The organism is Microbacterium sp. S1037, from assembly GCF_048381605.1.
Lineage (GTDB): Bacteria > Actinomycetota > Actinomycetes > Actinomycetales > Microbacteriaceae > Microbacterium > Microbacterium testaceum_B.
Window position 1 is genome coordinate 1,397,521 of sequence record NZ_JBLWIG010000001.1, and the last position, 20,917, is coordinate 1,418,437.

Below are 20,917 nucleotides of genomic sequence, written 5' to 3' on the forward strand. Positions count from 1 at the left end.
ACCCAGGCTGTCAAGAACCGTAAGCAGGCTCGTAGCCGCTACGGCGCGAAGAAGGGCTGAGAACCATGCCTCGTAAGGGTCCCGCCCCGAAGCGTCCCGTCGTCAACGACCCGGTGTACGGCGCTCCCGTCGTCACCCAGCTGGTCAACAAGATCCTCGTCGACGGCAAGAAGTCCATCGCCGAGGCGATCGTCTACGACGCCCTCCGTGGCGTCGAGGCGAAGAACAGCCAGGACGCCGTCGCCACGCTCAAGAAGGCGCTCGACAACGTCCGTCCCACCCTCGAGGTCAAGAGCCGCCGCGTCGGTGGCTCGACCTACCAGGTTCCCGTCGAGGTCAAGCCGCACCGTGCGAACACCCTCGCGCTGCGCTGGCTCGTGAGCTACGCGAAGGGTCGTCGCGAGAAGACGATGACCGAGCGTCTGCAGAACGAGATCCTCGACGCCTCGAACGGCCTCGGTGCCGCGGTCAAGCGCCGCGAAGACACCCACAAGATGGCCGAGTCGAACCGCGCCTTCGCGCACTACCGCTGGTAAAACCCGCGGAGGGTCTGTGACCGAACCCGGTCGCGGACCCTCCGATGGGCCCGGCACCAACCTCCCAACAGGTAAGGAAGACACCCGTGGCACAAGACGTGCTCACCGACCTGCACAAGGTCCGCAACATCGGCATCATGGCGCACATCGATGCCGGCAAGACCACGACGACCGAGCGCATCCTGTTCTACACGGGCGTCAACCACAAGATCGGTGAGACGCACGATGGTGCGGCGACCACCGACTGGATGGAGCAGGAGCAGGAGCGTGGCATCACGATCACCTCCGCTGCTGTGACCTGCTTCTGGGAAAAGAACCAGATCAACATCATCGACACCCCCGGTCACGTCGACTTCACGGTCGAGGTGGAGCGCTCGCTCCGCGTCCTCGACGGTGCCGTCGCCGTCTTCGACGGCAAGGAGGGCGTCGAGCCCCAGTCCGAGACCGTGTGGCGTCAGGCCGACAAGTACGACGTCCCCCGCATCTGCTTCGTCAACAAGATGGACAAGCTGGGCGCCGACTTCTACTTCACGGTCGACACCATCGTCAACCGTCTGAAGGCCAAGCCCCTCGTCATCCAGCTCCCGATCGGTGCCGAGAACGACTTCGTCGGCGTCGTCGACCTGGTCTACATGCGTGCCCTGGTCTGGCCCGGCGACGCCAAGGGTGATGTCACCATGGGCGCCAAGTACGAGATCCAGGAGATCCCGGTCGACCTCGTCGAGAAGGCGCAGGAGTACCGCGAGAAGCTCCTCGAGACCGTCGCCGAGTCCGACGACGCGCTGCTCGAGAAGTACTTCGGTGGCGAAGAGCTCACCCACGAGGAGATCAAGGGCGCCATCCGCAAGATGACGATCGCCAGCGAGGTCTACCCCGTGCTGTGCGGCTCGGCGTTCAAGAACCGCGGCGTGCAGCCCATGCTCGACGCCGTCGTCGACTACCTCCCCTCGCCCCTGGACGTGCCCGCCATCGAGGCGCACGACCCCAAGGACGAAGAGGTCGTCATCGAGCGCCACGCCGACCGCGACGAGCCCTTCGCGGCCCTCGCGTTCAAGATCGTGACGCACCCGTTCTTCGGTCGCCTCACCTACATCCGCGTCTACTCGGGTCACCTCGACTCCGGCGCCCAGGTCGTCAACGCGACCAAGGGCAAGAAGGAGCGCATCGGGAAGATCTTCCAGATGCACGCCAACAAGGAGATGCCGGTCGAGTCGGTCACCGCGGGCCACATCTACGCCGTCATCGGCCTCAAGGACACCACCACCGGTGACACCCTGTGCGACCCGGCCAACCAGGTCGTCCTCGAGTCGATGACGTTCCCGGAGCCGGTCATCGAGGTCGCGATCGAGCCCAAGACCAAGGCCGACCAGGAGAAGCTGGGTGTCGCCATCCAGAAGCTCGCTGAGGAAGACCCGACGTTCCGCGTCGAGCAGAACGCCGAGACCGGCCAGACCGTCATCAAGGGCATGGGCGAGCTCCACCTCGACATCCTGGTCGACCGCATGAAGCGCGAGTTCAAGGTCGAGGCCAACGTCGGCAAGCCCCAGGTGGCGTACCGCGAGACCATCCGCAAGTCGGTCGAGCGTCACGACTACACCCACAAGAAGCAGACCGGTGGGTCGGGTCAGTTCGCGAAGATCCAGTTCGCGATCGAGCCCCTCGAGGTCACGGCCGACAAGACCTACGAGTTCGAGAACAAGGTCACCGGTGGTCGTATCCCGCGCGAGTACATCTCGCCGACCGACCAGGGCTTCCAGGACGCCATGAACGTCGGCGTGCTCGCCGGCTACCCCATGGTGGGTGTCAAGGCGATCCTCCTCGACGGTGCCTCGCACGACGTCGACTCGTCGGAAATGGCGTTCAAGATTGCCGGCTCGATGGGCTTCAAGGAGGCCGTCCGCAAGGCGAACCCCACCATCCTCGAGCCGATCATGGCCGTCGAGGTGCGTACTCCCGAGGAGTACATGGGCGACGTCATCGGCGACCTGAACTCGCGTCGTGGCCAGATCCAGTCGATGGAAGACGCCGCCGGCGTCAAGGTCGTCCGGGCCAACGTGCCGCTGTCCGAGATGTTCGGCTACATCGGCGACCTGCGCTCGAAGACCTCGGGTCGCGCCGTCTACTCGATGGAGTTCGACAGCTACGCCGACGTCCCGAAGGCCGTGGCTGACGAGATCATCCAGAAGAACAAGGGCGAGTAACACCGCTCTCCGGATGCCGGGAACTCGGGTTCCTGCTCGGGTTCCCGGCATCCACTCAAACTCAATACCGACTCTCTAGTAACCTGAGAACCATCCCCGTGGAGAATCGGTCGCAATCCAGCGCCCGAGACTTCGCAACTACGTCCTGAGGAGGACCCAGTGGCTAAGGCCAAGTTCGAGCGGACCAAGCCGCACGTGAACATCGGAACGATCGGTCACGTCGACCACGGCAAGACCACGCTCACCGCTGCCATCTCGAAGGTGCTCGCCGACAAGTTCCCGTCGGCCACCAACGTCCAGCGTGACTTCGCGTCGATCGACTCGGCGCCGGAAGAGCGTCAGCGCGGTATCACCATCAACATCTCGCACGTCGAGTACGAGACCCCGAAGCGTCACTACGCTCACGTCGACGCGCCCGGCCACGCCGACTACATCAAGAACATGATCACCGGTGCCGCTCAGATGGACGGCGCGATCCTCGTGGTCGCCGCCACCGACGGCCCGATGGCTCAGACCCGTGAGCACGTTCTGCTCGCCAAGCAGGTCGGCGTTCCCTACCTGCTCGTCGCGCTGAACAAGAGCGACATGGTCGACGACGAGGAGATCCTGGAGCTCGTCGAGCTCGAGGTTCGCGAGCTGCTGTCGTCGCAGGACTTCGACGGCGACAACGCCCCCGTCGTCCGCGTCTCGGGCCTCAAGGCTCTCGAGGGTGACGAGCAGTGGGTCAACTCGATCGTCGAGCTCATGGAAGCCGTCGACGAGTCGATCCCCGACCCGGTGCGTGACAAGGACAAGCCGTTCCTCATGCCCATCGAGGACGTCTTCACCATCACCGGTCGTGGAACGGTCGTCACGGGCCGCGCCGAGCGCGGTACCCTCGCGATCAACTCCGAGGTCGAGATCGTTGGCATCCGCCCGACGCAGAAGACCACGGTCACGGGTATCGAGATGTTCCACAAGCAGCTCGACGAGGCCTGGGCCGGCGAGAACTGTGGTCTGCTCCTCCGCGGCACCAAGCGTGACGACGTCGAGCGCGGCCAGGTCGTCGTGAAGCCCGGTTCGGTCACCCCGCACACCAACTTCGAGGGCACGGCGTACATCCTGTCCAAGGAAGAGGGCGGCCGCCACAACCCGTTCTTCACGAACTACCGCCCGCAGTTCTACTTCCGTACCACGGACGTGACCGGCGTCATCACGCTGCCCGAGGGCACCGAGATGGTCATGCCCGGTGACACCACCGAGATGTCGGTCGAGCTCATCCAGCCGATCGCCATGGAAGAGGGCCTCGGCTACGCGATCCGTGAGGGTGGCCGCACCGTCGGTGCCGGTACCGTCACCAAGATCCTCAAGTAAGTCTTTCCAGACTTCACTCGGCAAGGGCCGGGCCTTCGGGCCCGGCCCTTCGTCGTTCCCGGATGTCGTTCCCGGATGCCGGTCCTTCACGCCGCTACCGGGTGCAGTGCCGGATGCCGACACCCCGGGCCGCCGTGAGAGGAGCACGTCGCACGGCTTCGGCGCCTGAGCGAGACGGCGGTGCGGGGGAGCCGATGCCCGGGAGGTGGGGCCGATCGGGTGAAACCCGTAAGCTGAACGGGTGAGTGACACCCCCTTCGAGCCGAGTCGGCGCTCCCGTCGCGAGGCCCGAGCGGCCGTCGACACCCCCACGACAGACCGAATCATCGGTGTCGATAACGGTGATGCCCCCACTGAGCAGACGCGCTCTTCGCGCGCCGAGACCGAAACGCGGCCCGGGTCGCGGGCGGTGGAGCGGCCCTCCGGGAGTTTCTTCGGCACGTGGAAGCCGCTCGTCGCGGCAGCAGCCGCGTTGGTCGTGGCCGTGGTTGTCGGGCTGATCGTGACGGTGGCTTTCGACGGCGCGGCCGGTCGCAGCGCGGGCAGCATGTTGGCATCCATCGTCGTCGGCGGCACCGGGCTGGGCCTGATGGCGCGCACGCGTCCCGCCGGATTCTTCCGGGTGCGCGGCCTCGACGTGCTGTGGGGGCTCGTCCTCGGGGCGATCATGCCCTTCATCGCCGGGATCGGCGCGGTCTCGCGTGGGTGGCCCGCCTTCGAGGCGCTGTCGCTGCGGTGGTTGATCCTGGGGGTCGCGGCACCGTTCCTCGTCGTGATGATGCTCACGTTCTTCGCCATCGGTTTCGTCTATCCGGCGGCTCTCGCCTACGCGTCGACGCGCTTCTCGCCGACCATCGCCCGTGTCGTCTCGGGCGCGGTCTCGGCCGTCGCTTTCGCCGTCATCCCGATCGTCTTCGCGGGGAACGTCTCGGGTATGCCGTTCGCCCTCCCCGTCGGGCTGGGGATCGCGGCATCCGTGTTCGTCGCTCTGTCGCGCCGCTTCTGGGGACCGCTCCTGATGGGCCTGGTCTTCACGAGCGTGTGGGTGATGCTCTCGATCGCGGGGTTCGTCCTCGCCTGAGCGAGGGTTCGCGACACCCCCACGTGCCTGGTCAGCGGTTGCGCAGAACCGGAAACGCCGTGACGGCGAAGACCGTCATTACGAGCAGCTGAACCGCGGCGACCCCGCCCGCCGCCCCGGCGACGCCAGCGAGCGATGAGCCCACGAGCACCGCCGGAACGATGAGCAGCGCTCCGACGCAGACGGCGGTCAGGTAGGCGCCGTCGCGGCCCGCGGGGAGGACCACGCACATCCCCATGGCGGTGGCCAGCGTCATCGCAGCCAGCGCGATCCCTCCGAAGAGGGCCGTGAACGTCGAGATCTCGAAGCCGGGTCCCAGCACCACGGGCGTCGCCCACGGCACGACCAGGGCGAACCCCGCGCCGAGGGCGACGGCGAGGACGACGTGGATGCCGACGGCCCGGCGCATGCGTCGGAGGCCCGCGTCACCGGAGGCCGACGACACCCAGCCCTGGAAAGAGCCGGTGATCATGTAGACGCCGATGTAGCCGTACTTGAGCACGCGGTCGAACGGGGCGAATCCGATGGCGGCCGGAGAGCTCGCCACGCCGAGCGTGGAAAGGGGAGCCGTCTCGGAGAAAGTGAGGAGTCCCGCGGCCAGTGCGGTACGCCAGCCGCCCCGGTAGGCGCCCCGCGCGTCGGCGAGGGCCGCTCGCACGGAGAAGCGTTCCCGGAGGCCGATGAACCAGGTCGCGGCGAGGAAGGCCGCGAGAGTGCCGACGAGCAGGATCGCGGGGTACAGCAGCGGTGTGGCCGTGAGGAGCGCGGCGAGCGCCCCGGCGAGGTTGAGGACGATGCGCGGCACGGCGTCGAAGATCAGGGAGAGCAACGGTCGGCCGACGCCCACCGCGTACCAGCTGAGCGACAGTCCCTGCAGCGAGAAGGCGAGCGCGGACACGATCGCCAACGCGTGGTCGTCGGCGTGACTCGCGAAGGCGGCGACGATGGCGACGAGCGGCAGGACGAGCAGACTGTTGGCGCCTCGGACGACGATACTGGCGCGAAAGACCCGGGCGGGGTGCGACGAGCGCGCGGCTTCGACGGGGCCTCGGACGGCCCATCCGAACGTGATGATCGTGGCCGCCAGGGTGCCGAGCGCCTGGCCGATCGCGATCTCGGCGAAGCCGTCAGGCCCGGCCGCGCGGGTGATGAGCGGCAGCGCGATGAGGGGCGAGATCGCTGACACCGCCGAGACGGCCGTCAGCAGCGCGACGCTCCGGGCACGGTGCGGGCGCGGTGCCTCAGACGCGGTCGAGGTCACGTTCGTCCTCGGTGAGGGGCCGCAGAAGCACCGCGATGAGGATCCACGTGACCGCGAACCAGAACATGCTCGTCAAGGTCGCCGAGAGCAGGTACGACGCGAGGAGGCCGGCTGCGACGGGCTTCCGCTCCCGGGGCACGCAGACGAACACCGTCACGAAGAAGAGGACCAGCACCCCGAGGCCGACGATCCCGCCGTCGTAGAGCACCTGGACGGGCAGCATGATGATGTGCCCGCTGATCCCCGGCGTGCCGGGCTGCTCGTGGCGAAGGCCGAACGTGTTCGTCCCGTTGCCGAGCCAGAGGTTGACGCCCTTCATCTCCTGGGCGGCGAGCCCCGCGACCTCGAGCCGGAACCCGATCGTGCCGCCCACGAAGTCGACGTCGCCGATCTTGTTCTGCTGCTCGGGGTTCGTCGGGTCGGGCTCCCGCGTGGGCGCGGGTGACGGCGTGGTCCCCGTCGAGGATGTGGAGACGGATGCCGACGGGCTCGCCGTCGCGGGAAGGGTGCGGTCGGCGGGCGCGGTGCCTCCCATTGCGGCGATGATTCCGTACGTGACCACGAGCGTCGCGATGAGGATTCCCGCGGGGAGGATGCGGGTGATGCGCTCTCGCCACGAGGAACGCAGCGAGAAAAGCGTGAAGACGGCGAAGATGCCCAGCCCCAGAACGAGGCTGAACACGGCGGTCCGCGTCTGAGAGGCGACGAGCCCCAGCGGCACCGCCACCGCGACGGCGGCGATCTCCCACCGGCCGATACCCCTGCGGGTGATCGTGAGAAGGGTCCAGAAGATGAGGATCGACGCGTAGATGTTCGCCTCGATCGCGGTCACCCGCGCGACGTACACCTCGTAGAGGTAGTCGAAGTCGGTGCCGAGCGCGACCTGCCCGCGCGTGAGGTTCGCCACGGCGTATGCCGCGAAGCCGACCAGGGCCCACGGCGCCACGGACAGACGACCGAGCCGCGCGGCGAGATCCGCGCCTTCGGCCAGCGCCATCATCGACACCAGCAGGAGCAGGTCGATGACGAGCCAGATGAGGATCGATGCACTCCAGGTCAGGCTCGGCGAGAAGAGCAGAGTCGTGACGACATTCCATACGACGAAGGCCGCATACACGAGCGGGACGGGATGCCGCAGCGCACGGAAGAACGCTCCCCGCAAGACGGGGTGCACGAGCATCCAGCCGGCCAGGAGCAGGGGCACGACCTGTTCCACCCGCACCCGGAAGCCGACGATCTCGGCGTCGTAACGTCCGAGGAACGAACTCACCACGACCGCGGCGATCAGCCCGAGCGTGATCAGGCGCGTCCGGGCGGTGAGACTCGGTCGCGCGTAGGCCGTGGAGGCGGTGAAGAGGCTCATGATCGGGGCACCAGGTCCCAGAGCTCGGCGCGGATGCGGCGGTCGAAGGTATCTCTCGCGAAAAGCCGATCGAATCTCTCTCGCGCGGCGGCGGCGGCCGCACGGATCGCGCCCTCGTCCAGCGCATCGAGGGCCTTCGCCCAGGCGTCCGCGTCGCCGGGAGTGACGAGCAGCGGGCTCTCGCCCACGATCTCGCGGAGTCCGCCGGCATCGCTGACGAGCAGGGCGCGACCCGCACCGAGCGCTTCGATCGCGATCGTCGGCAACGGGTCGGGTAGCACGCTGGGAACCACGACGACATGTGCGGCGTCGAGGTGGGCGCGGACGTCCGTTGTGCGACCGATCACGTCGATCTGCGACCGTCGCGGCGATGCCTCGACGAGAGCCCGCACGTCCACCGCCTCACCGATGGGCGGGGCGTCGCCGAGGATCTCGAGATGAAGGTCCGTCCGCGCCATGCGGTTCCACGCGTCCAGGAAGACGCGATGACCCTTCCACGCGTTCCAGCGGCTCGCGATCACGACGCGGATGCCGTTCGCGAACGACGGGAGATCGGTTGGCGGGGCGTTGTCGAAGCCGTTGTGGACGACCGTCGTGCGCCCGCGCAGGTGCGAGGGGAGCGCCCGGGCCACCGCGGAGCTGACCGCGATGATGTGATGGGCGTATCGCAGGAACGGGATCACGGCGCGTGAGCTCGACCCGATGTGCTCGTGAAGGTGGAGGACCACACGGGCGCCGGCCAGTCGAGCGGGCGGCGCGGTCAGCGCGGCGGCGGCGGTGTTGACGTAGACCAGGGCCGGACGCGCGGCGATCAGTCGCATGCCGGTCGCCATGGCGCGGCGGGCGAGTCCGAGAAGACGTGACGGACGCAGGTAGGCGCGACGCATGATCGGGAGGGGGAGATGCCGAACCCGGATGCCCTGCTCGGCGAGCCGGCGCGAGAGTTCGCGTTCCGGGTAGTCGAGGTCGGTCGGCAGCCACACCTCGAGGTCGAGATCGTCGGGGACCGTGCGTAGGACTTCGAGGAGCACCCGGTCGGCGCCGTACATCTCGTCGGAGGGGTGCACGACGATCGCGCGGCGACGACTCACGAGGTGACCCTCTTCTTGAGCTCGCGGGCCGGGATGCCGCCGTAGACGGCTCCCGCCGGCACGTCGCGAGTCACCACCGCTCCGGCAGCGACCACTGCACCGTCGCCGATCGTCACGCCGGAGGTGATCGTGACACCGCTCGCGATCCAGCACCCGGAGCCGATCGTGATCGGCGCCCACTCCACGCCCTGGGACTTCACATCTCGCGAAGGGTCGCTCATGACGTGGTCCTCCGCGAACACACGGACCCCGGGCCCGAGCATGGTCTTCTCGCCGATCGTGACCCCGCCGGAACACCCGATGTAGCAGCCGGGCGAAAGGCTGCTACCGTCCCCCATGACGAGTCCGACCCCGATCGCGCGCGAGTAGTAGCTGCTCGGGCGGATGAGCGTTCCGGTGCCGATCGAGACGCGGTCACCGAAGCGGATGCCGTCCCGGCTCAGGCCCTGGATCTCGGCGAAGTCCTCGACGATGAGGTCCGTGCCGGCGTGAACGAGGTGTGCGTTGCGCACGCGCACGCCACGCCCGATGAGAGGGAGGCCGCGTGCGGAGCCGAGGCGCGGGCGAAGAGCTGCGCCGCGCAGGGCCATGGGCCCGACCTTCGTCGCGAGTTGCGCGCTCACGATCTGCCACCGATCGCTGCCGACCTCGCGCAGTCGCTCGCGCTGTTCGCCGACGATCTTGTGCAGAATTCCCATTGTTCAGCGAGTCCTTTGGCAATGCGGGCGAGGACGGAGGCTGAGAGGTCGGACCGAAATTGTCCATTCGTTCAGACCGACCACGAAGCGCCGCACGACGATCCCTGTCGAGCCCCCCTGTGAAGTATCCCCGGAATCCACGGTGAAATCTGGGATCTTCCCGAGAGCAGAACCCCCTCGCCGGGGAAGAAAGGCGAATGCCATCGCGTCCCGCCCTTGTATTTCCCGGCCGGACTTGCTCGTTCCCGGAATGCTCTGAACCGACTCAGGTAGCATACCGATCGCGCGGCAGGTGCCCGTCGCGCCCGACGCCGGATGACCGACTCGCGGCGTGATCGGATGAAAATGTCACGTAAGCCCACGCGCCGCCTTCGACCTCGCACGATCGCCTGGATCTCCCTCGGGGCTCTGAGCGCGGTCCTTGTCGCCCTGGCCGCCGCGGTGGCCATCGGAGGCTTCATTGCGCAGAAGGAGCTGCGAGCGGCTGTGCCCGTCGTGTCGAAGATGCAGGAGCAGTTCGGGTCGGATGACCGTGCCGCGCTGGCATCGTCAGTGTCGGAGTTGCAAGGGCACGCGGCCTCTGCTCGCGGTGCCGCTGACACGCCGCTGTGGTGGATTGCCGAACAGGCTCCTTTCATCGGGCCGTCCCTGCACGCCGTCCGCGAATCGACCGTGGCCGTTGACGAACTGGCGCAAGGGATTCTGCCCGCGCTCGTCGACGTTGATCCAGCGATCCTCCGCCCGACCGGCGGAGCGTTCGATGTGAATGCGATGTCGCAACTCGCTGGGCCCGTTTCGGAAGCTGCGGCTTCAGGTGAGCGTGCGGCGGACGCGTTGTCCGGTGTAGACCTTCAAGACACGCCAGGAATGCTGCGCGGACCGCTGTCACAGCTGACGGGCGCCGTGGCCACTCTCCAGCCGGCGCTCTCCCGGGCGAACGCTCTGATGCCGCAGCTGGCTTCGCTTATGGGACAGGACGGCCCCAAGAACTACCTCCTCCTTGTCCAGAACAACGCTGAGGCACGCGGTACCGGCGGGATTCCGGCCTCTGTGGTCGAACTCCGTGTGGAGAACGGCAAGATGGAGATTGTCAAGCAGGCCACGAGTCGAAGCTTCAAGAACAAGCGCGAAACGCCGATTCTTCCGCTCGATGGCGATGTCGTGAAGCTCTACGACGACAAGGTCGGCCGCTGGTCGCAGGACATGACGTCCACGCCTGACTTCGAGTTGTCCGCTCATCTGGCCGAGGCCTACTGGAAGGAATCTTTCGGCACCTCCGTTGACGGTGTGATGTCTATAGATCCGGTTGCGCTCTCGTACGTTCTTCGAGCGACGGGGCCCGTGAAGCTGAAAACCGGGGACGAGCTGACAGCAAGCAATGCCGTTCAGACGCTGCTCAGCGACGTTTACGCTCGATATCCGAACAACGCGGACCAAGACGAGTTCTTTGCCTCGGCCGCGGTGGAGATCTTCGACGCGGTGTCATCGGGCGATTTCAAGCCCGTCGCGTTCGCCGAAGCAGTCAACCAGGCGGTCAACGAGAATCGACTGTACTTCTACCCGTTCGACGACGCGACGCGCGGTGCTCTGGCAGGCTCGCGCCTGCTAGGGCCGCTTCCGGCGAACGAGCGCGACGGGCAGACGACTCTGGGTGTATTCGTCAATGATTTGACTCAGTCGAAGCTGAGCTTCTACACGAGCATTGCGACCGAGGTGCAGGTGAATCGCTGCTCGGCCACGCCTACGTACACCACGGTGATGACGTTTGCGAACACTTTGGACCCGTTGACCGCCGAGGGTTTGGTCCCGTACGTCGACACCGCCAGCAGGTACGACAAGGGAACGGTAGGTACGGACTTGCAGTTTTACGGCCCCGCGGGAGGCAAGTTCGTCAACGCAGCGCTCGACGGAGTGGATGTCTCGATCACGACGGGTGAACACTTGGGGCGTCCGGTCGGGCGGATGTGGATTGTGAATCCGATGGGCACTCAACACACTCTTGCCGTGAAGTTCGAGGGCGAACCGGATGACGGTGGCACTGTCTCGCTTGTGCACACCCCGATGGTGAATCCCGTTACGGCTACCGTCGTCGAGGTCCCTTGCGGCAACTGATGGCCGTGGCGTCGTAGCGCCGACTTCAGGGAAGCGATCGCCGTCAGAGGACGGAGAACACGTACGCGTAGCCCGCCAGCAATCCGAGATTCATCAGACCTGCAAGAGGTGCGAGCAAGCCGACCCCGCGGCGGACGATGACCGCCGCGACTGCGAGAGCGAGGCCTAGGAAGGCGCCTGCCGTCCCGAGGGCGAGCGTGTTCGTCAGAGAGATCGTTTCGATGAAGACCGCCCATAGGCGCAGCACCACGATCAGCTGGAAGCCGAGGGACGCCAGCGCGGCGAGCAGGGAGAGGGTTCCGAGGACTCGGGGGGCGGTCTTCACGGGCCGAGCCTACCCGAGCGCTGTTCAGCCGCCGGAATCGGCCGGGCGGGTGGGAAGACGAAGAAGTGGTAAAGCGCGAAGCGCAGAACGGTGACAAATGCGATCGACACGAGATTGACGATGTTGAGCCCCAGGGCCCCCGCCTCCCCGTAGATCGCCTCCAGAGCGCGCTCTCCGCCCCACACGCCCGCGGCGCCGGCGCCAGTACAGAGCGCGTTGACGAGGAGGAAACGAACGATTTGCCGACCTGTGCCCGTACGGGAGCGGGAGCGGAACGCCCACTCTCTGTTGCCGAAGTAGGCGTTGATGAGGGCGATGAGTGAGGCGATCACCTTCGCCGCGACCGGGCCGACCCCCGCGATCATCAGCAGGTTGAAGGCCGCAATCTCGATCCCGGTGCTGATCGCTCCCACGATGAGGAACCGCACGGACAGTGCGCCTGCGCGACGAAGATTCCTGGTGCGCCCCACGAGTGTCATACGCTACAGGTTCGGGGGAGATGGCGGGTGAATCGAGCCCCGGAGAGAAGCGGGGATGCCAGGGTGCAGGCGCAAGATCATGTCACGGTTGTGATACCAGCCTTCAACGAGGCCGAGGCGCTGCCGACATTCCTTGCCGAGATACAGGCTTCGTTTGCCGCTGTGGGCCGAACCGCAACACTCATCGTCCTGGACGACGCGTCGACTGACGAGACGGCCCGAGTCGGTTCCTCCTTCGCGCGGGTAGTTCGGTCTCCAATCAATCGCGGTCATGGCCCGACCGCGCTCGCGGCCTACGGCGAAGGTCTGCGCAGCGCTCCGGGGGCGATCGTCCATGTCGACGGTGACGGTCAGTTCTATGGTGACGACATCGTCCGTGTCGCGGTCGCTCTAGACCAATCGCAGGCCGATGTCGTCCACGGTGTGCGGCGCGGACGCTCCGATCCGTGGTTCCGTCGCTGTCTGAGCGCTCTGGTGAGGTTTGCAGTTGTTTTCTTGTGCGGTCAGTCCGTTCCTGATGTGAACACGCCCCTTCGTGCGTATCGTCCTGACGCCCTCGCTCGTCTGCTCGACGGGGTTCCCGCCGACGCGCTCGTCCCGCATGTCCATTTCTCTATCGCCGAGGCACGAGATCGACTCCGGGTTCGGTACGTCGCCGTCGAGAGCATCCCTCGTCGGGGGGCGGTTGCACAGGGCACGATGTGGGGAGGCGGTCATTCGCGCGTCATTCTTCCCCCTCCCCGTCTCGTGCGCTTCGCCGGTCGTGCGCTCGCCGAACTCTGGTGGATTGATATCGTCGGTGCGCGGTCTCGCCGACCTTCCTCAGGAGATGTGCGCGGTTGAGCATGCGCGTGAAGATCGCCGTCACGGGTCTCGCTATCTGCATGATCGTGGTTCTCCTGGCTACGTTGTCGCCGACACCTATCGACCGCGGATATCGTCCTGTCATCGAACGCTTCTTGTCGGTTCTCCGCCGCAGCGGTGCACCGGAATGGTTCGGATATCACTGGTTCGAATTCTTCGCGAATGTCCTCATGTTCATTCCAGTCGGCTTCTTCCTGGCGCTGATGTTCGCGACAAAATTCCGCTGGATCTCGTTGCTGCTGGTTTCGGCGCTGTCCGCAACTCTGGAACTCGCACAGTTCTTCTTCCTGCCCGCGCGATTTGCCGCAGTCGACGACGTTGTTGCCAACTCGCTGGGTGGGTGGGTGGGCGTCGCCGCGGCAGCGCTTGTCGTCACCTTGGTCCACGTTCGCGACCGCCGGGTTATCGACACATGGCGCGAGCATAATCTCGTCGCCGTGAGAGGCCCGGCCCAATGACCCGTCATTTCTCACTCGCGGGCTTTGCGACCGCGTCAGCTGCGCTCCTCGTCAGCACCGCGGCGTACCTCCCGATGCTCGTCAGCGGACATCTCACCCGAGACTCGGGTGTTTTTCTCTACACCGGGATGGTCATCTCCCGAGGAGGAATGCCGTATGTCGACTCGTGGGACCATAAGGGCCCTCTTCTGGCGGCCATCGAGGCTGTGGCATGGCAGCTTGGCGGGGGGATCGCAGGTGCCCCGCTCCTTGAGGGCATCGTGCTCTTCACTGGCCTGGCCATAGCCGGACTCGTATGGGGTCGCCTCATCGGGCGGGCGGCCGTTCCCACCGTCTTGGTAGTGGGAGTCACATATCTTGGCGTCTTCGAAGGCGGCAATTTCACTGAAACCTGGCTTTTCCCGCTGCAGCTCGTCGCGTACTCCGTCGTCGCACACATCGTTCTCCGGTTCGGTCGAGAGGCGTCGTCCCGAGCCGCCAGCTTCGCAGGTCTCCTGATCGGATGCGCCCTCGCGGTCGGGTTGTTCACCAGGATGAACAACGTCGTAGGACTTGTGCTCGTTGCGGTGAGCGGTGCGATTTTCTTTCGACGTCGACTCATCTTCAGCGTGGCAATCCTCGCGGTGGTCGTCGCCGTAGGCGCCGCTTTGTCGCTCTGGCTATGGAGCGGGAATGCGCTCCGTGCCGCTGTAGATCAGTACCTGCGCTATAACCTGTTCTATTCAGGCGGAGCGAGCATGGGGGAGCGTCTGAGCGCCTTCGGTTCCCTTGCGCAATTGCTCGTTTCCGGCGCCGCCGTTGCGGCGGTTCTCGCGCTCACGGGAGCATGGCTTCTTCGCGAACGGACGGCGGATGGCGCCACCGGAACTCGCCCTCTGGTCGTGGCGGTGTTCATAGCGGTCGGGGGCGTGGATGCGCTCTCCCAGATGATCTCCGGCCGGCCGTATCCGCACTATCTCGTCGTCGCCATCGCCGGCTTCGTGGTCGCGGGTGTTGTCATGCTGGCGCACCTTCTCCTCGAGTCGTCCAGCGTGAGCCAGTGGCAGGGCGGTCGCCGGAACCTCTCCCGCTGGATCGCCGCCGGGGGAGTGGTCCTGCTCGTCCTTGCGAGCTCGTCAACGAACGCACTCCAGTGGACGCGCATCGCCCTGGGGGCAGGGGTCGCCGTGCCGGGCTCCTACCAGGCGCAGCTCGTCGACCGCGTCATTGCCGAGACGAGCTCGAACGATCGCGTGCTCGTGCACGGGGCCGAGACATGGATTCTTGCTGCATCCGAGCGGCTTTCTCCGACCTCCATCACTTACTCGCTCCCTGTCGAGCAGGGATACGACGGACTGCCCGCACAGTATCTGTCCGACGTGGTGTCATTCCCTCCGGCTCTCATCGTCGAGTCTCCCGAGTCGTGTGGGATTTCGATCGAGTGCCCTCCCGAGGAAGCTCACTTCGAAGGACTGGCGCCATTCGTGGCGTCGTCCTACCAACTTGAAGGTGACATCGTCGGATTCCGGTTCTGGCGCCGCAATGCAGAATGACCCCGACAAATTGTCGAGGTCATTCTGTGCGGGACTGTGTCGTCTCAGCGGGAGGTGGCGTAGCGCGCCGCCGCCTCCAGGTAGGACGCGACTCGATCGGCTGCAGGAGCGAGTTCGAGGAACGACCGCTCGTAGGTCTCGTCTGACCGGCGGTAAGGGTCCACGACGTCGAAGTCCTCCGGGCTCGACGGCGGCTCCACGGTGCCCCGGAGGGCCGCTGCAAGGGCGACGCCGGCTCGCATCCCGTCTTCAGCGCTGGTGGCTCCGGACTCGGCGACAGCCTGCGGAAGACGCGGCTCGACGGCTTCTGCGATGCGGGCGAGTTCTCTCAGAGTGAATGTCCGGCGCATGGCGGCCGGAAGTGACTCCACGATCAGGCGTCGATGCTCGCGAGCCATAGCGACGATGAGATCGGCTCCGCGGATGAGGCTGTTGTCGATCTGGCGTGCACGGTGCATCGAAGCGTTGATACTGCGGGAGGCGGCCAGACGTTGGGCCTGCTCGGGGACCCCGCTGCCGACGAGCGCCCCCGTGCCGGCGCTCTCCACCCGCACATCTGCCACGGGCGACAGGGCGTGTGCGAGCAGCAACTCGGCGACGGGGGATCGACAGATATTGCCCGTGCACACCGAGAGGATGGAGAAGGTCACTTCTCGTCCGCCCTCTCACGCCGCGAGCGCCGCTCACCCTTGCTCGTCCCGGCGGGCTCCTCCGGAGCGCTGTAAGAGTACGCGCCGTAGCCGTAGCTGTCCGGTCCCTTCGAGGGCAGCATTGTCACGATGACACCGAAGAGGCGGCTCCCGATCGCTTGGAGCTTTTCGACGGCTGCGGTGAGCTGAGGCTTCTTCGTCGTGCCGGATGCGGCGACCATGAGGACACCACTCGTGAATCGCGAGATCACCGCGGCGTCTGTGACGAGGAGGAGCGGAGGCGCGTCGACCAACACGTAGTCGAACGCATCCGCCAGGGCCGCGAGCGTCCGCTGCATGGCCTGGCTGCCCAGGAGCTCGGAGGGGTTGGGGGGCGTCCGACCCGAAGGCAAGACGAACAACTTGCCGGTGCCCCACTGCTGCAGGACGTCGACGAGCTCCGCGCGGCCGATGAGAACGTCGGTCAGGCCCACCCCGCCCTCGATACCCATGTAGTCGGCGACGCGGGGGAGGCGGAGGTCTCCGTCGACCAGCACGACGCGGGCGCCCGTCTCGGCGAGAGCGATCGCCAGGTTCGCCGTGGTCGTCGACTTTCCTTCACCGGGGCCGGCGCTCGAAACGACGAAGGAACGCGAAGTCCCGTCCACGTCGATGAACTGCAGGTTTGTGCGCAGGCTGCGGAACGACTCAGCACGCGGGTTGCGAGGGTCGGCGTGCACGATGAGCGGTCGCTTCTTGGCATCCGGGTCCAGAGCGATGCCGCCGAGAACCGGTGCCTCCGTCGCTGCCTCGATGTCGTGCAGGGAGTGTATGCGTGTGTCGAGGACCGAGCGGAGCAGGGCAATTCCGAGCCCGAGCGCGATGCCAAGGACCACTCCGACAGCAATGTTCAGCGCGGTATGGGGCGATGCCGGCGAGGTGGGAACGAGAGCTGGCTCGATTGTCTCCACTCGGACGAGGCTGGCCGCTTCGCCCTCCGGCTTCTCAAGCTTGTTGACGACGACATCCGCGAAGTTTGAGCCGACCGAATTCGCGATCGCCGCGGCGAGCTCGGGGTCGGTGTTGGTGACTTTGACGGAGATGATTACCGAGTTGAGGGGCGACGAGGCCTCCACCGAACGCGCAAGCTGTTGCGCGCTCATATTCAGGTTCAGGTCGTCTACGACGCGATCCAGCACGACGGCACTGTCTACGACGTCGACGAAACTCACCGTGGCCTGTCGTGCGAAGTTCGTGCCTTGGGCCAGCTCGCTCACCCCGGAACTGTCGGAGCGAACCGACACATAGAGCTGCGTGTTTGCTTCATACGAAGGTGTCTGCAGCAAGGAGTAGCCGAAGGCTCCGGCCCCGCCGAGGATCGTCAGCGCAAGGATGAGGATCCAGTTGCGGTGCAGAATCCTGAGATAGTCGCGCAGTTCCAAGCCTCGTCCATTCCCTGGTGGAAGATGATGGAGGGCCGTTTAGAGTCCGTAGATTCTCGGGATATCCTTTCCCTAGGAAATCCGCGCTGAACTGGGCGCCCCCTCGACTACCCTACGACATTCGACGAACGGCGCCGGAGATGGCGCCCAGGAGACTCCATGAACGACCTGCGAACCTTGCTCTGGTCGACTGTGGAACGCGATGGGGCGGAGTCGATCAAAAGTGTCCCGTCACCCGACTCGGCCTCATTGAAGGCGTTGGTAGGCGTGACGACGCAGAACGTGCCGTCAAGTTCTTCGCGCACCATTCGAGAATTGGTGGGCGCGTCGTCGATGGCTTCTTCCTCCGCTGTTCCCGATCTCTCGGATCTCGTGGGGCCGCCTCGTGCTTCGGAAACGGCAACCACCGCCGACTTGACCGCGCTCGTAGGCGCGCGGGAGACGTCGGGCCAGGCCGGAGCACGACTGGATCTGTCGAAATTGATTGATTCCAGCGCAGACCTGCGAGGTGCGGACGAGGGTTGGCGGGCGCCCGACCTCGCGCAAGCAGGTCGCAGACCATTGTTTGGTGGCCGCAGGAAAGCGGGCGCCGTCAACTACATGAGCGTGGCCGTGGCGGCGCTAGCCGTCATCGTGCTCGTCGGAACCGCGTCGTTCGCCGTCGTCCAGCGCGCAACAGCCAACCCCGCGGATGCGGCCATGATCAGTTTGCGCGAGCGGGAAGCGGAACTGGCCAACGAGACGAAGGTGCTGCAGACCGCAGTCGACCTCTACGCGGGTTCTATTGCGGATGCCGCATCGTTGGCCGAGGCCAGCGCTCCCGTCCTCGCTGGGCTTCAGGGACGCGTTGATGCGGCGGTTTTGGCTTCCGCGGAAAGCACTCGTCTTGCCCTGCTCCAGAAGGCGACGCCGTCGGCGCCCGTCGCTGTCCCGATATACGCACGGGACCAGATCGACGAGCAGTCCTTCGACCAGGTCGGCAAGGCGATCGACGACGTCCGCCTCGCGCGTGAGACACTCCCGCCATTGGTTGCCAAAGCTCGTGACGCTCGTTCAACCGTCGTTTCGGCACTTGACGAGTACAGGTCGGCGCTTGCCTTGGTCGGGACGGCGATCCAGGCGGAGGCAGAGAAGCTCGTTGCTGAGAACGATTCGGCAGGGTCCAGCTTCCGATCTGCGGTGACCGACGCCGCGGCACGCATCGTGACTGCTCAGCGCTCTGGCGGTGACGGCCTCTCCGACATGCCGGCGTACGCCGCGGCGGTCGACGCGCTGCGCGCCGAGAATGCGCGTGTCGTCGCCGTTGAGGAGGCGGAGCGGGAGGCCACGCCGAACCGGCCGAGCAATCCGAACGGCGGAGCCGACAGCGGCAGTGGTTCGGACTCTTCCAACCCAGGCACCCCCTCGCCGGAGCCGTCTCAGCCCGCTCCCTCGCCGAACCCCGAGCCGTCGCCGGAGCCCACTCAACCGGAACCGACGCCGGACCCCGAGCCCGAACCGACGGAACCGTCGATCCCGAACCCCGACCCGACCGCTCCGATTGAAGGTGGCACCGCATGACGGCGGTGCCCGAGCATCCGACGCGTCGCAGCCAACGTCGGGAATCACCGGAGCCGATCTCGCGCGATCGAGGCAGGGTTGCCGGCGCGATTTTCGGGTGGACCTTGGGTGTCCTCGGCTTCGCGCTGTGCGCAGTAGGCGTCGTGGCCATGGCGTTCATGCAGCAAGCGGGTGTCGTGCGCACCGACCTCCTCGGAGCCCAGACCAAGCTGTCCTTCGTTCCGCAGATCGTGGCCAACCGAGACATCAACGGGCTGAACCAGGTCTCCGGCGAAGTGCTCCAGATGACGGAACGCGCGGATGCCGGATCCTCGGGCCCCCTGTGGGACCTGGCGTCGTCGATCCCTTTCGTGAAGGACAACACCCAGGCGGTCCAGGAGCTCACGGCGATGACGCGCGACCTCACCGGCCGCGCCCTGCCGCCGACGGTCGCCCTGTTGTCGGCATCCGACTTCTCTTCTCTCGCCGTCGAGGGTGGGGGTATCAATCTCGAGCCGTTCCGGCAGGCGGAGGGCGCTCTTCCGGAGATCACGAGCGCCTTCACGGATGCCAAGGCGGTCACCGACGGTATCGACCGGACCAACCTGCTCCCGATCGTCACCGAGCCACTCGACCAGGTGGCGCAGATCGTCGATCAGGCGGCTCCCTCCCTGACCCTGGTCCAGAAGTACCTCCCGTCTTTGCTTGCCGCGGCGGGCGGGGACGGCCCGAAGACGTACCTGGTGGTGTTCCAGAACAACGCCGAGATCCGCGCCACCGGCGGCAACCCGGCTGCCTCCAGCGTGATGGTCGTCGACAACGGACGAATCGAGCTCAAAGAGCAGTCCGATTCGATGGCCTTCTACGCGGCGGGCCAGGCCGGGCGCTCCGTGCTCGATCTTCCGGAGTCCACCCTCGCCCTCTACCCCGATACGTTCACGCGTTACTCGCAGGACTACACCTTCACCCCCGACTTCCCCACGACCGCGCGCCTGTTCGAGTCGTTGTGGAAGCGAACCGACGGCTCGCAGTTCGACGGCGTCATGTCGATCGATCCGGTCGTGCTCGCGCACATGCTCGAGGTGCTCGGGCCGGTCGATCTGCCGACGGGCGAGCAGATCACCTCTGAGAACGCCGTCAAGCTCCTGCTGAGTGACGCCTATCAGCGCTTCGGGGATGCCGGTGATAATGGGCGTTCGTCCGACGAGTTCTTCGCGATGGTGTCGTCCACCGTTTTCTCCCGCCTCGCGGGAGGCCAGTGGAACCCCATCGCCATGTTCGATCAGCTGACGCGGAGCGCGCAGGAACAACGCATCAATCTCTGGTTCACGGATGAGCAGGCCCAGGCGCTCGTGACGGAGGTGGGGCTCGATGGGGGACTGCGTCCCGACAACACGACCTCGACGCAGCTCGGGATCTACTTGAACGACTTCTCGATCGGGAAGCTCGAGTACCACCTGACCACTGATGTCTCTGCCACGTGCAACGCGGCTGATCGCACGGTGAACGTCTCGATGAACATGCACAACGGCATCACCGATGACATCACCAATGCCTACACCCTCGGGTTCCGGAACAGTGACTACGGTCTGCCGAAGACCACGATGATGCTCAACGCGCTCTTCTTCGCCCCTCCGGGGGCGACGATCACCGCGATGGACCCGGGTGACGGCGACATCCCGTCGCTCTCACGCAGCGGCGTCGAGGACAACAACACGGGCGAGAGTCGGATGGTCACCCTCGGCCAGAACGAGAACCGGACGATCTCGTACACGGTGCAGCTGCCGGCCGGACCGCTGGGTCCGCTCGACCTGCGTCACACGCCGACGGCGAACGACACTCCCGTGACGATCGACGCGTCGTGCGACCCCTTCCTCGCCGGGTTTGCTGAATAGAGCGAGCTGAGCGTGAGCCATGCGGTGCGCTAACGCGTATTGTTGTGAGGGTCCTTGG

18 protein-coding genes are annotated in these 20,917 nt (G+C 66.0%); 10 read left to right on the forward strand and 8 right to left on the reverse strand.

Going from position 1 to position 20,917, the window contains the following annotated elements:
- Positions 1–65: 65 nt before the first annotated feature.
- The 4 genes from rpsG (at position 66) to ACMW4R_RS06160 (ending at position 5,171) form a co-directional block, all read left to right on the forward strand.
- Entirely contained in the window at positions 66–536 is a 471-nt protein-coding gene (gene rpsG, locus ACMW4R_RS06145; protein ID WP_058595427.1) for a 30S ribosomal protein S7, read from the forward strand.
- Positions 537–622: 86 nt separating this feature from the next.
- On the forward strand, positions 623–2,737 hold the full coding sequence (fusA, locus tag ACMW4R_RS06150; protein WP_418299440.1) for an elongation factor G: 2,115 nt from the start codon (positions 623–625) through the stop codon (positions 2,735–2,737).
- A 159-nt stretch (positions 2,738–2,896) separates the two neighbouring features.
- Complete coding sequence (tuf, locus tag ACMW4R_RS06155) at positions 2,897–4,090, forward strand: elongation factor Tu (protein WP_058595425.1); 1,194 nt, start codon at positions 2,897–2,899, stop codon at positions 4,088–4,090.
- Positions 4,091–4,331: 241 nt separating this feature from the next.
- Positions 4,332–5,171, forward strand: coding sequence for a hypothetical protein (locus ACMW4R_RS06160; protein ID WP_418299441.1), 840 nt, complete (start codon positions 4,332–4,334; stop codon positions 5,169–5,171).
- Between the two features lie 31 nt (positions 5,172–5,202).
- Here ACMW4R_RS06160 and ACMW4R_RS06165 read toward each other — a convergent pair whose 3' ends face one another.
- From ACMW4R_RS06165 to ACMW4R_RS06180, 4 genes are read right to left on the reverse strand one after another with little or no spacing between them, the layout of a single operon-like run.
- Positions 5,203–6,432, reverse strand: coding sequence for a hypothetical protein (locus tag ACMW4R_RS06165; protein ID WP_418299442.1), 1,230 nt, complete (start codon positions 6,430–6,432; stop codon positions 5,203–5,205).
- Positions 6,413–7,795 carry a hypothetical protein gene (locus ACMW4R_RS06170; protein ID WP_418299443.1) on the reverse strand — a complete coding sequence of 461 codons (1,383 nt, stop codon included), beginning with the start codon at positions 7,793–7,795 and terminating at the stop codon, positions 6,413–6,415. The genes ACMW4R_RS06165 and ACMW4R_RS06170 overlap by 20 nt, the downstream gene beginning before the upstream one ends.
- Positions 7,792–8,886 (reverse strand): glycosyltransferase family 4 protein, encoded by a 1,095-nt coding sequence (locus tag ACMW4R_RS06175; RefSeq protein ID WP_363338072.1) that lies wholly within the window; start codon positions 8,884–8,886, stop codon positions 7,792–7,794. Before ACMW4R_RS06175 ends, ACMW4R_RS06170 begins: the two co-directional genes overlap by 4 nt.
- Positions 8,883–9,584, reverse strand: coding sequence for an acyltransferase (locus ACMW4R_RS06180; RefSeq protein WP_363338074.1), 702 nt, complete (start codon positions 9,582–9,584; stop codon positions 8,883–8,885). Before ACMW4R_RS06180 ends, ACMW4R_RS06175 begins: the two co-directional genes overlap by 4 nt.
- Positions 9,585–9,929: 345 nt before the next feature.
- On the opposite strand from ACMW4R_RS06180, the gene ACMW4R_RS06185 reads away from it, so the two are divergent.
- Positions 9,930–11,696 (forward strand): DUF4012 domain-containing protein, encoded by a 1,767-nt coding sequence (locus tag ACMW4R_RS06185; RefSeq protein ID WP_418299444.1) that lies wholly within the window; start codon positions 9,930–9,932, stop codon positions 11,694–11,696.
- A 43-nt stretch (positions 11,697–11,739) separates the two neighbouring features.
- On the opposite strand, the gene ACMW4R_RS06190 is transcribed toward ACMW4R_RS06185, so the two are convergent.
- Together ACMW4R_RS06190 and ACMW4R_RS06195 are read right to left on the reverse strand one after the other, a co-directional pair.
- The gene (locus ACMW4R_RS06190; protein ID WP_418299445.1) at positions 11,740–12,021 is read right to left on the reverse strand and encodes a hypothetical protein; all 282 of its coding nucleotides are present in this window, start codon (positions 12,019–12,021) and stop codon (positions 11,740–11,742) included.
- Positions 12,018–12,449, reverse strand: a complete 432-nt coding sequence (locus tag ACMW4R_RS06195; RefSeq protein ID WP_418299446.1) for a GtrA family protein — start codon at positions 12,447–12,449, stop codon at positions 12,018–12,020. Before ACMW4R_RS06195 ends, ACMW4R_RS06190 begins: the two co-directional genes overlap by 4 nt.
- A 114-nt stretch (positions 12,450–12,563) precedes the next feature.
- On the opposite strand from ACMW4R_RS06195, the gene ACMW4R_RS06200 reads away from it, so the two are divergent.
- From ACMW4R_RS06200 to ACMW4R_RS06210, 3 genes are read left to right on the forward strand one after another with little or no spacing between them, the layout of a single operon-like run.
- The gene (locus ACMW4R_RS06200) at positions 12,564–13,343 is read left to right on the forward strand and encodes a glycosyltransferase family 2 protein (protein ID WP_363375535.1); all 780 of its coding nucleotides are present in this window, start codon (positions 12,564–12,566) and stop codon (positions 13,341–13,343) included.
- A gap of 8 nt (positions 13,344–13,351) precedes the next feature.
- Entirely contained in the window at positions 13,352–13,822 is a 471-nt protein-coding gene (locus ACMW4R_RS06205) for a VanZ family protein (RefSeq protein WP_363375537.1), read from the forward strand.
- The gene (locus ACMW4R_RS06210; protein WP_418299447.1) at positions 13,819–15,354 is read left to right on the forward strand and encodes a hypothetical protein; all 1,536 of its coding nucleotides are present in this window, start codon (positions 13,819–13,821) and stop codon (positions 15,352–15,354) included. The genes ACMW4R_RS06205 and ACMW4R_RS06210 overlap by 4 nt, the downstream gene beginning before the upstream one ends.
- Before the next feature lie 44 nt (positions 15,355–15,398).
- Here ACMW4R_RS06210 and ACMW4R_RS06215 read toward each other — a convergent pair whose 3' ends face one another.
- Together ACMW4R_RS06215 and ACMW4R_RS06220 are read right to left on the reverse strand one after the other, a co-directional pair.
- Entirely contained in the window at positions 15,399–16,004 is a 606-nt protein-coding gene (locus ACMW4R_RS06215; protein ID WP_418299448.1) for a low molecular weight phosphatase family protein, read from the reverse strand.
- On the reverse strand, positions 16,001–17,425 hold the full coding sequence (locus tag ACMW4R_RS06220) for a polysaccharide biosynthesis tyrosine autokinase (protein ID WP_418299449.1): 1,425 nt from the start codon (positions 17,423–17,425) through the stop codon (positions 16,001–16,003). The genes ACMW4R_RS06215 and ACMW4R_RS06220 overlap by 4 nt, the downstream gene beginning before the upstream one ends.
- 159 nt (positions 17,426–17,584) lie before the next feature.
- Between ACMW4R_RS06220 and ACMW4R_RS06225 the strand changes: the two genes are divergently transcribed.
- Complete coding sequence (locus tag ACMW4R_RS06225; protein WP_418299450.1) at positions 17,585–18,985, forward strand: hypothetical protein; 1,401 nt, start codon at positions 17,585–17,587, stop codon at positions 18,983–18,985.
- Positions 18,986–19,134: 149 nt separating this feature from the next.
- Positions 19,135–20,859: a DUF4012 domain-containing protein gene (locus ACMW4R_RS06230; protein ID WP_418299451.1), complete on the forward strand. Its 1,725-nt coding sequence runs from the start codon at positions 19,135–19,137 to the stop codon at positions 20,857–20,859.
- Positions 20,860–20,917 lie beyond the last annotated feature (58 nt).

Coding starts and splice junctions, on each gene's coding strand:
- ACMW4R_RS06230 (WP_418299451.1), top strand. CDS start 19,135: ATGGCGTTCATGCAGCAAGCGGGTGTCGTGCGCACCGACCTCCTCGGA.
- ACMW4R_RS06170 (WP_418299443.1), bottom strand. CDS start 7,795: ATGAGCCTCTTCACCGCCTCCACGGCCTACGCGCGACCGAGTCTCACC.
- ACMW4R_RS06185 (WP_418299444.1), top strand. CDS start 9,930: ATGTCACGTAAGCCCACGCGCCGCCTTCGACCTCGCACGATCGCCTGG.
- rpsG (WP_058595427.1), top strand. CDS start 66: ATGCCTCGTAAGGGTCCCGCCCCGAAGCGTCCCGTCGTCAACGACCCG.
- ACMW4R_RS06225 (WP_418299450.1), top strand. CDS start 17,585: ATGAACGACCTGCGAACCTTGCTCTGGTCGACTGTGGAACGCGATGGG.
- ACMW4R_RS06180 (WP_363338074.1), bottom strand. CDS start 9,584: ATGGGAATTCTGCACAAGATCGTCGGCGAACAGCGCGAGCGACTGCGC.
- ACMW4R_RS06210 (WP_418299447.1), top strand. CDS start 13,819: ATGACCCGTCATTTCTCACTCGCGGGCTTTGCGACCGCGTCAGCTGCG.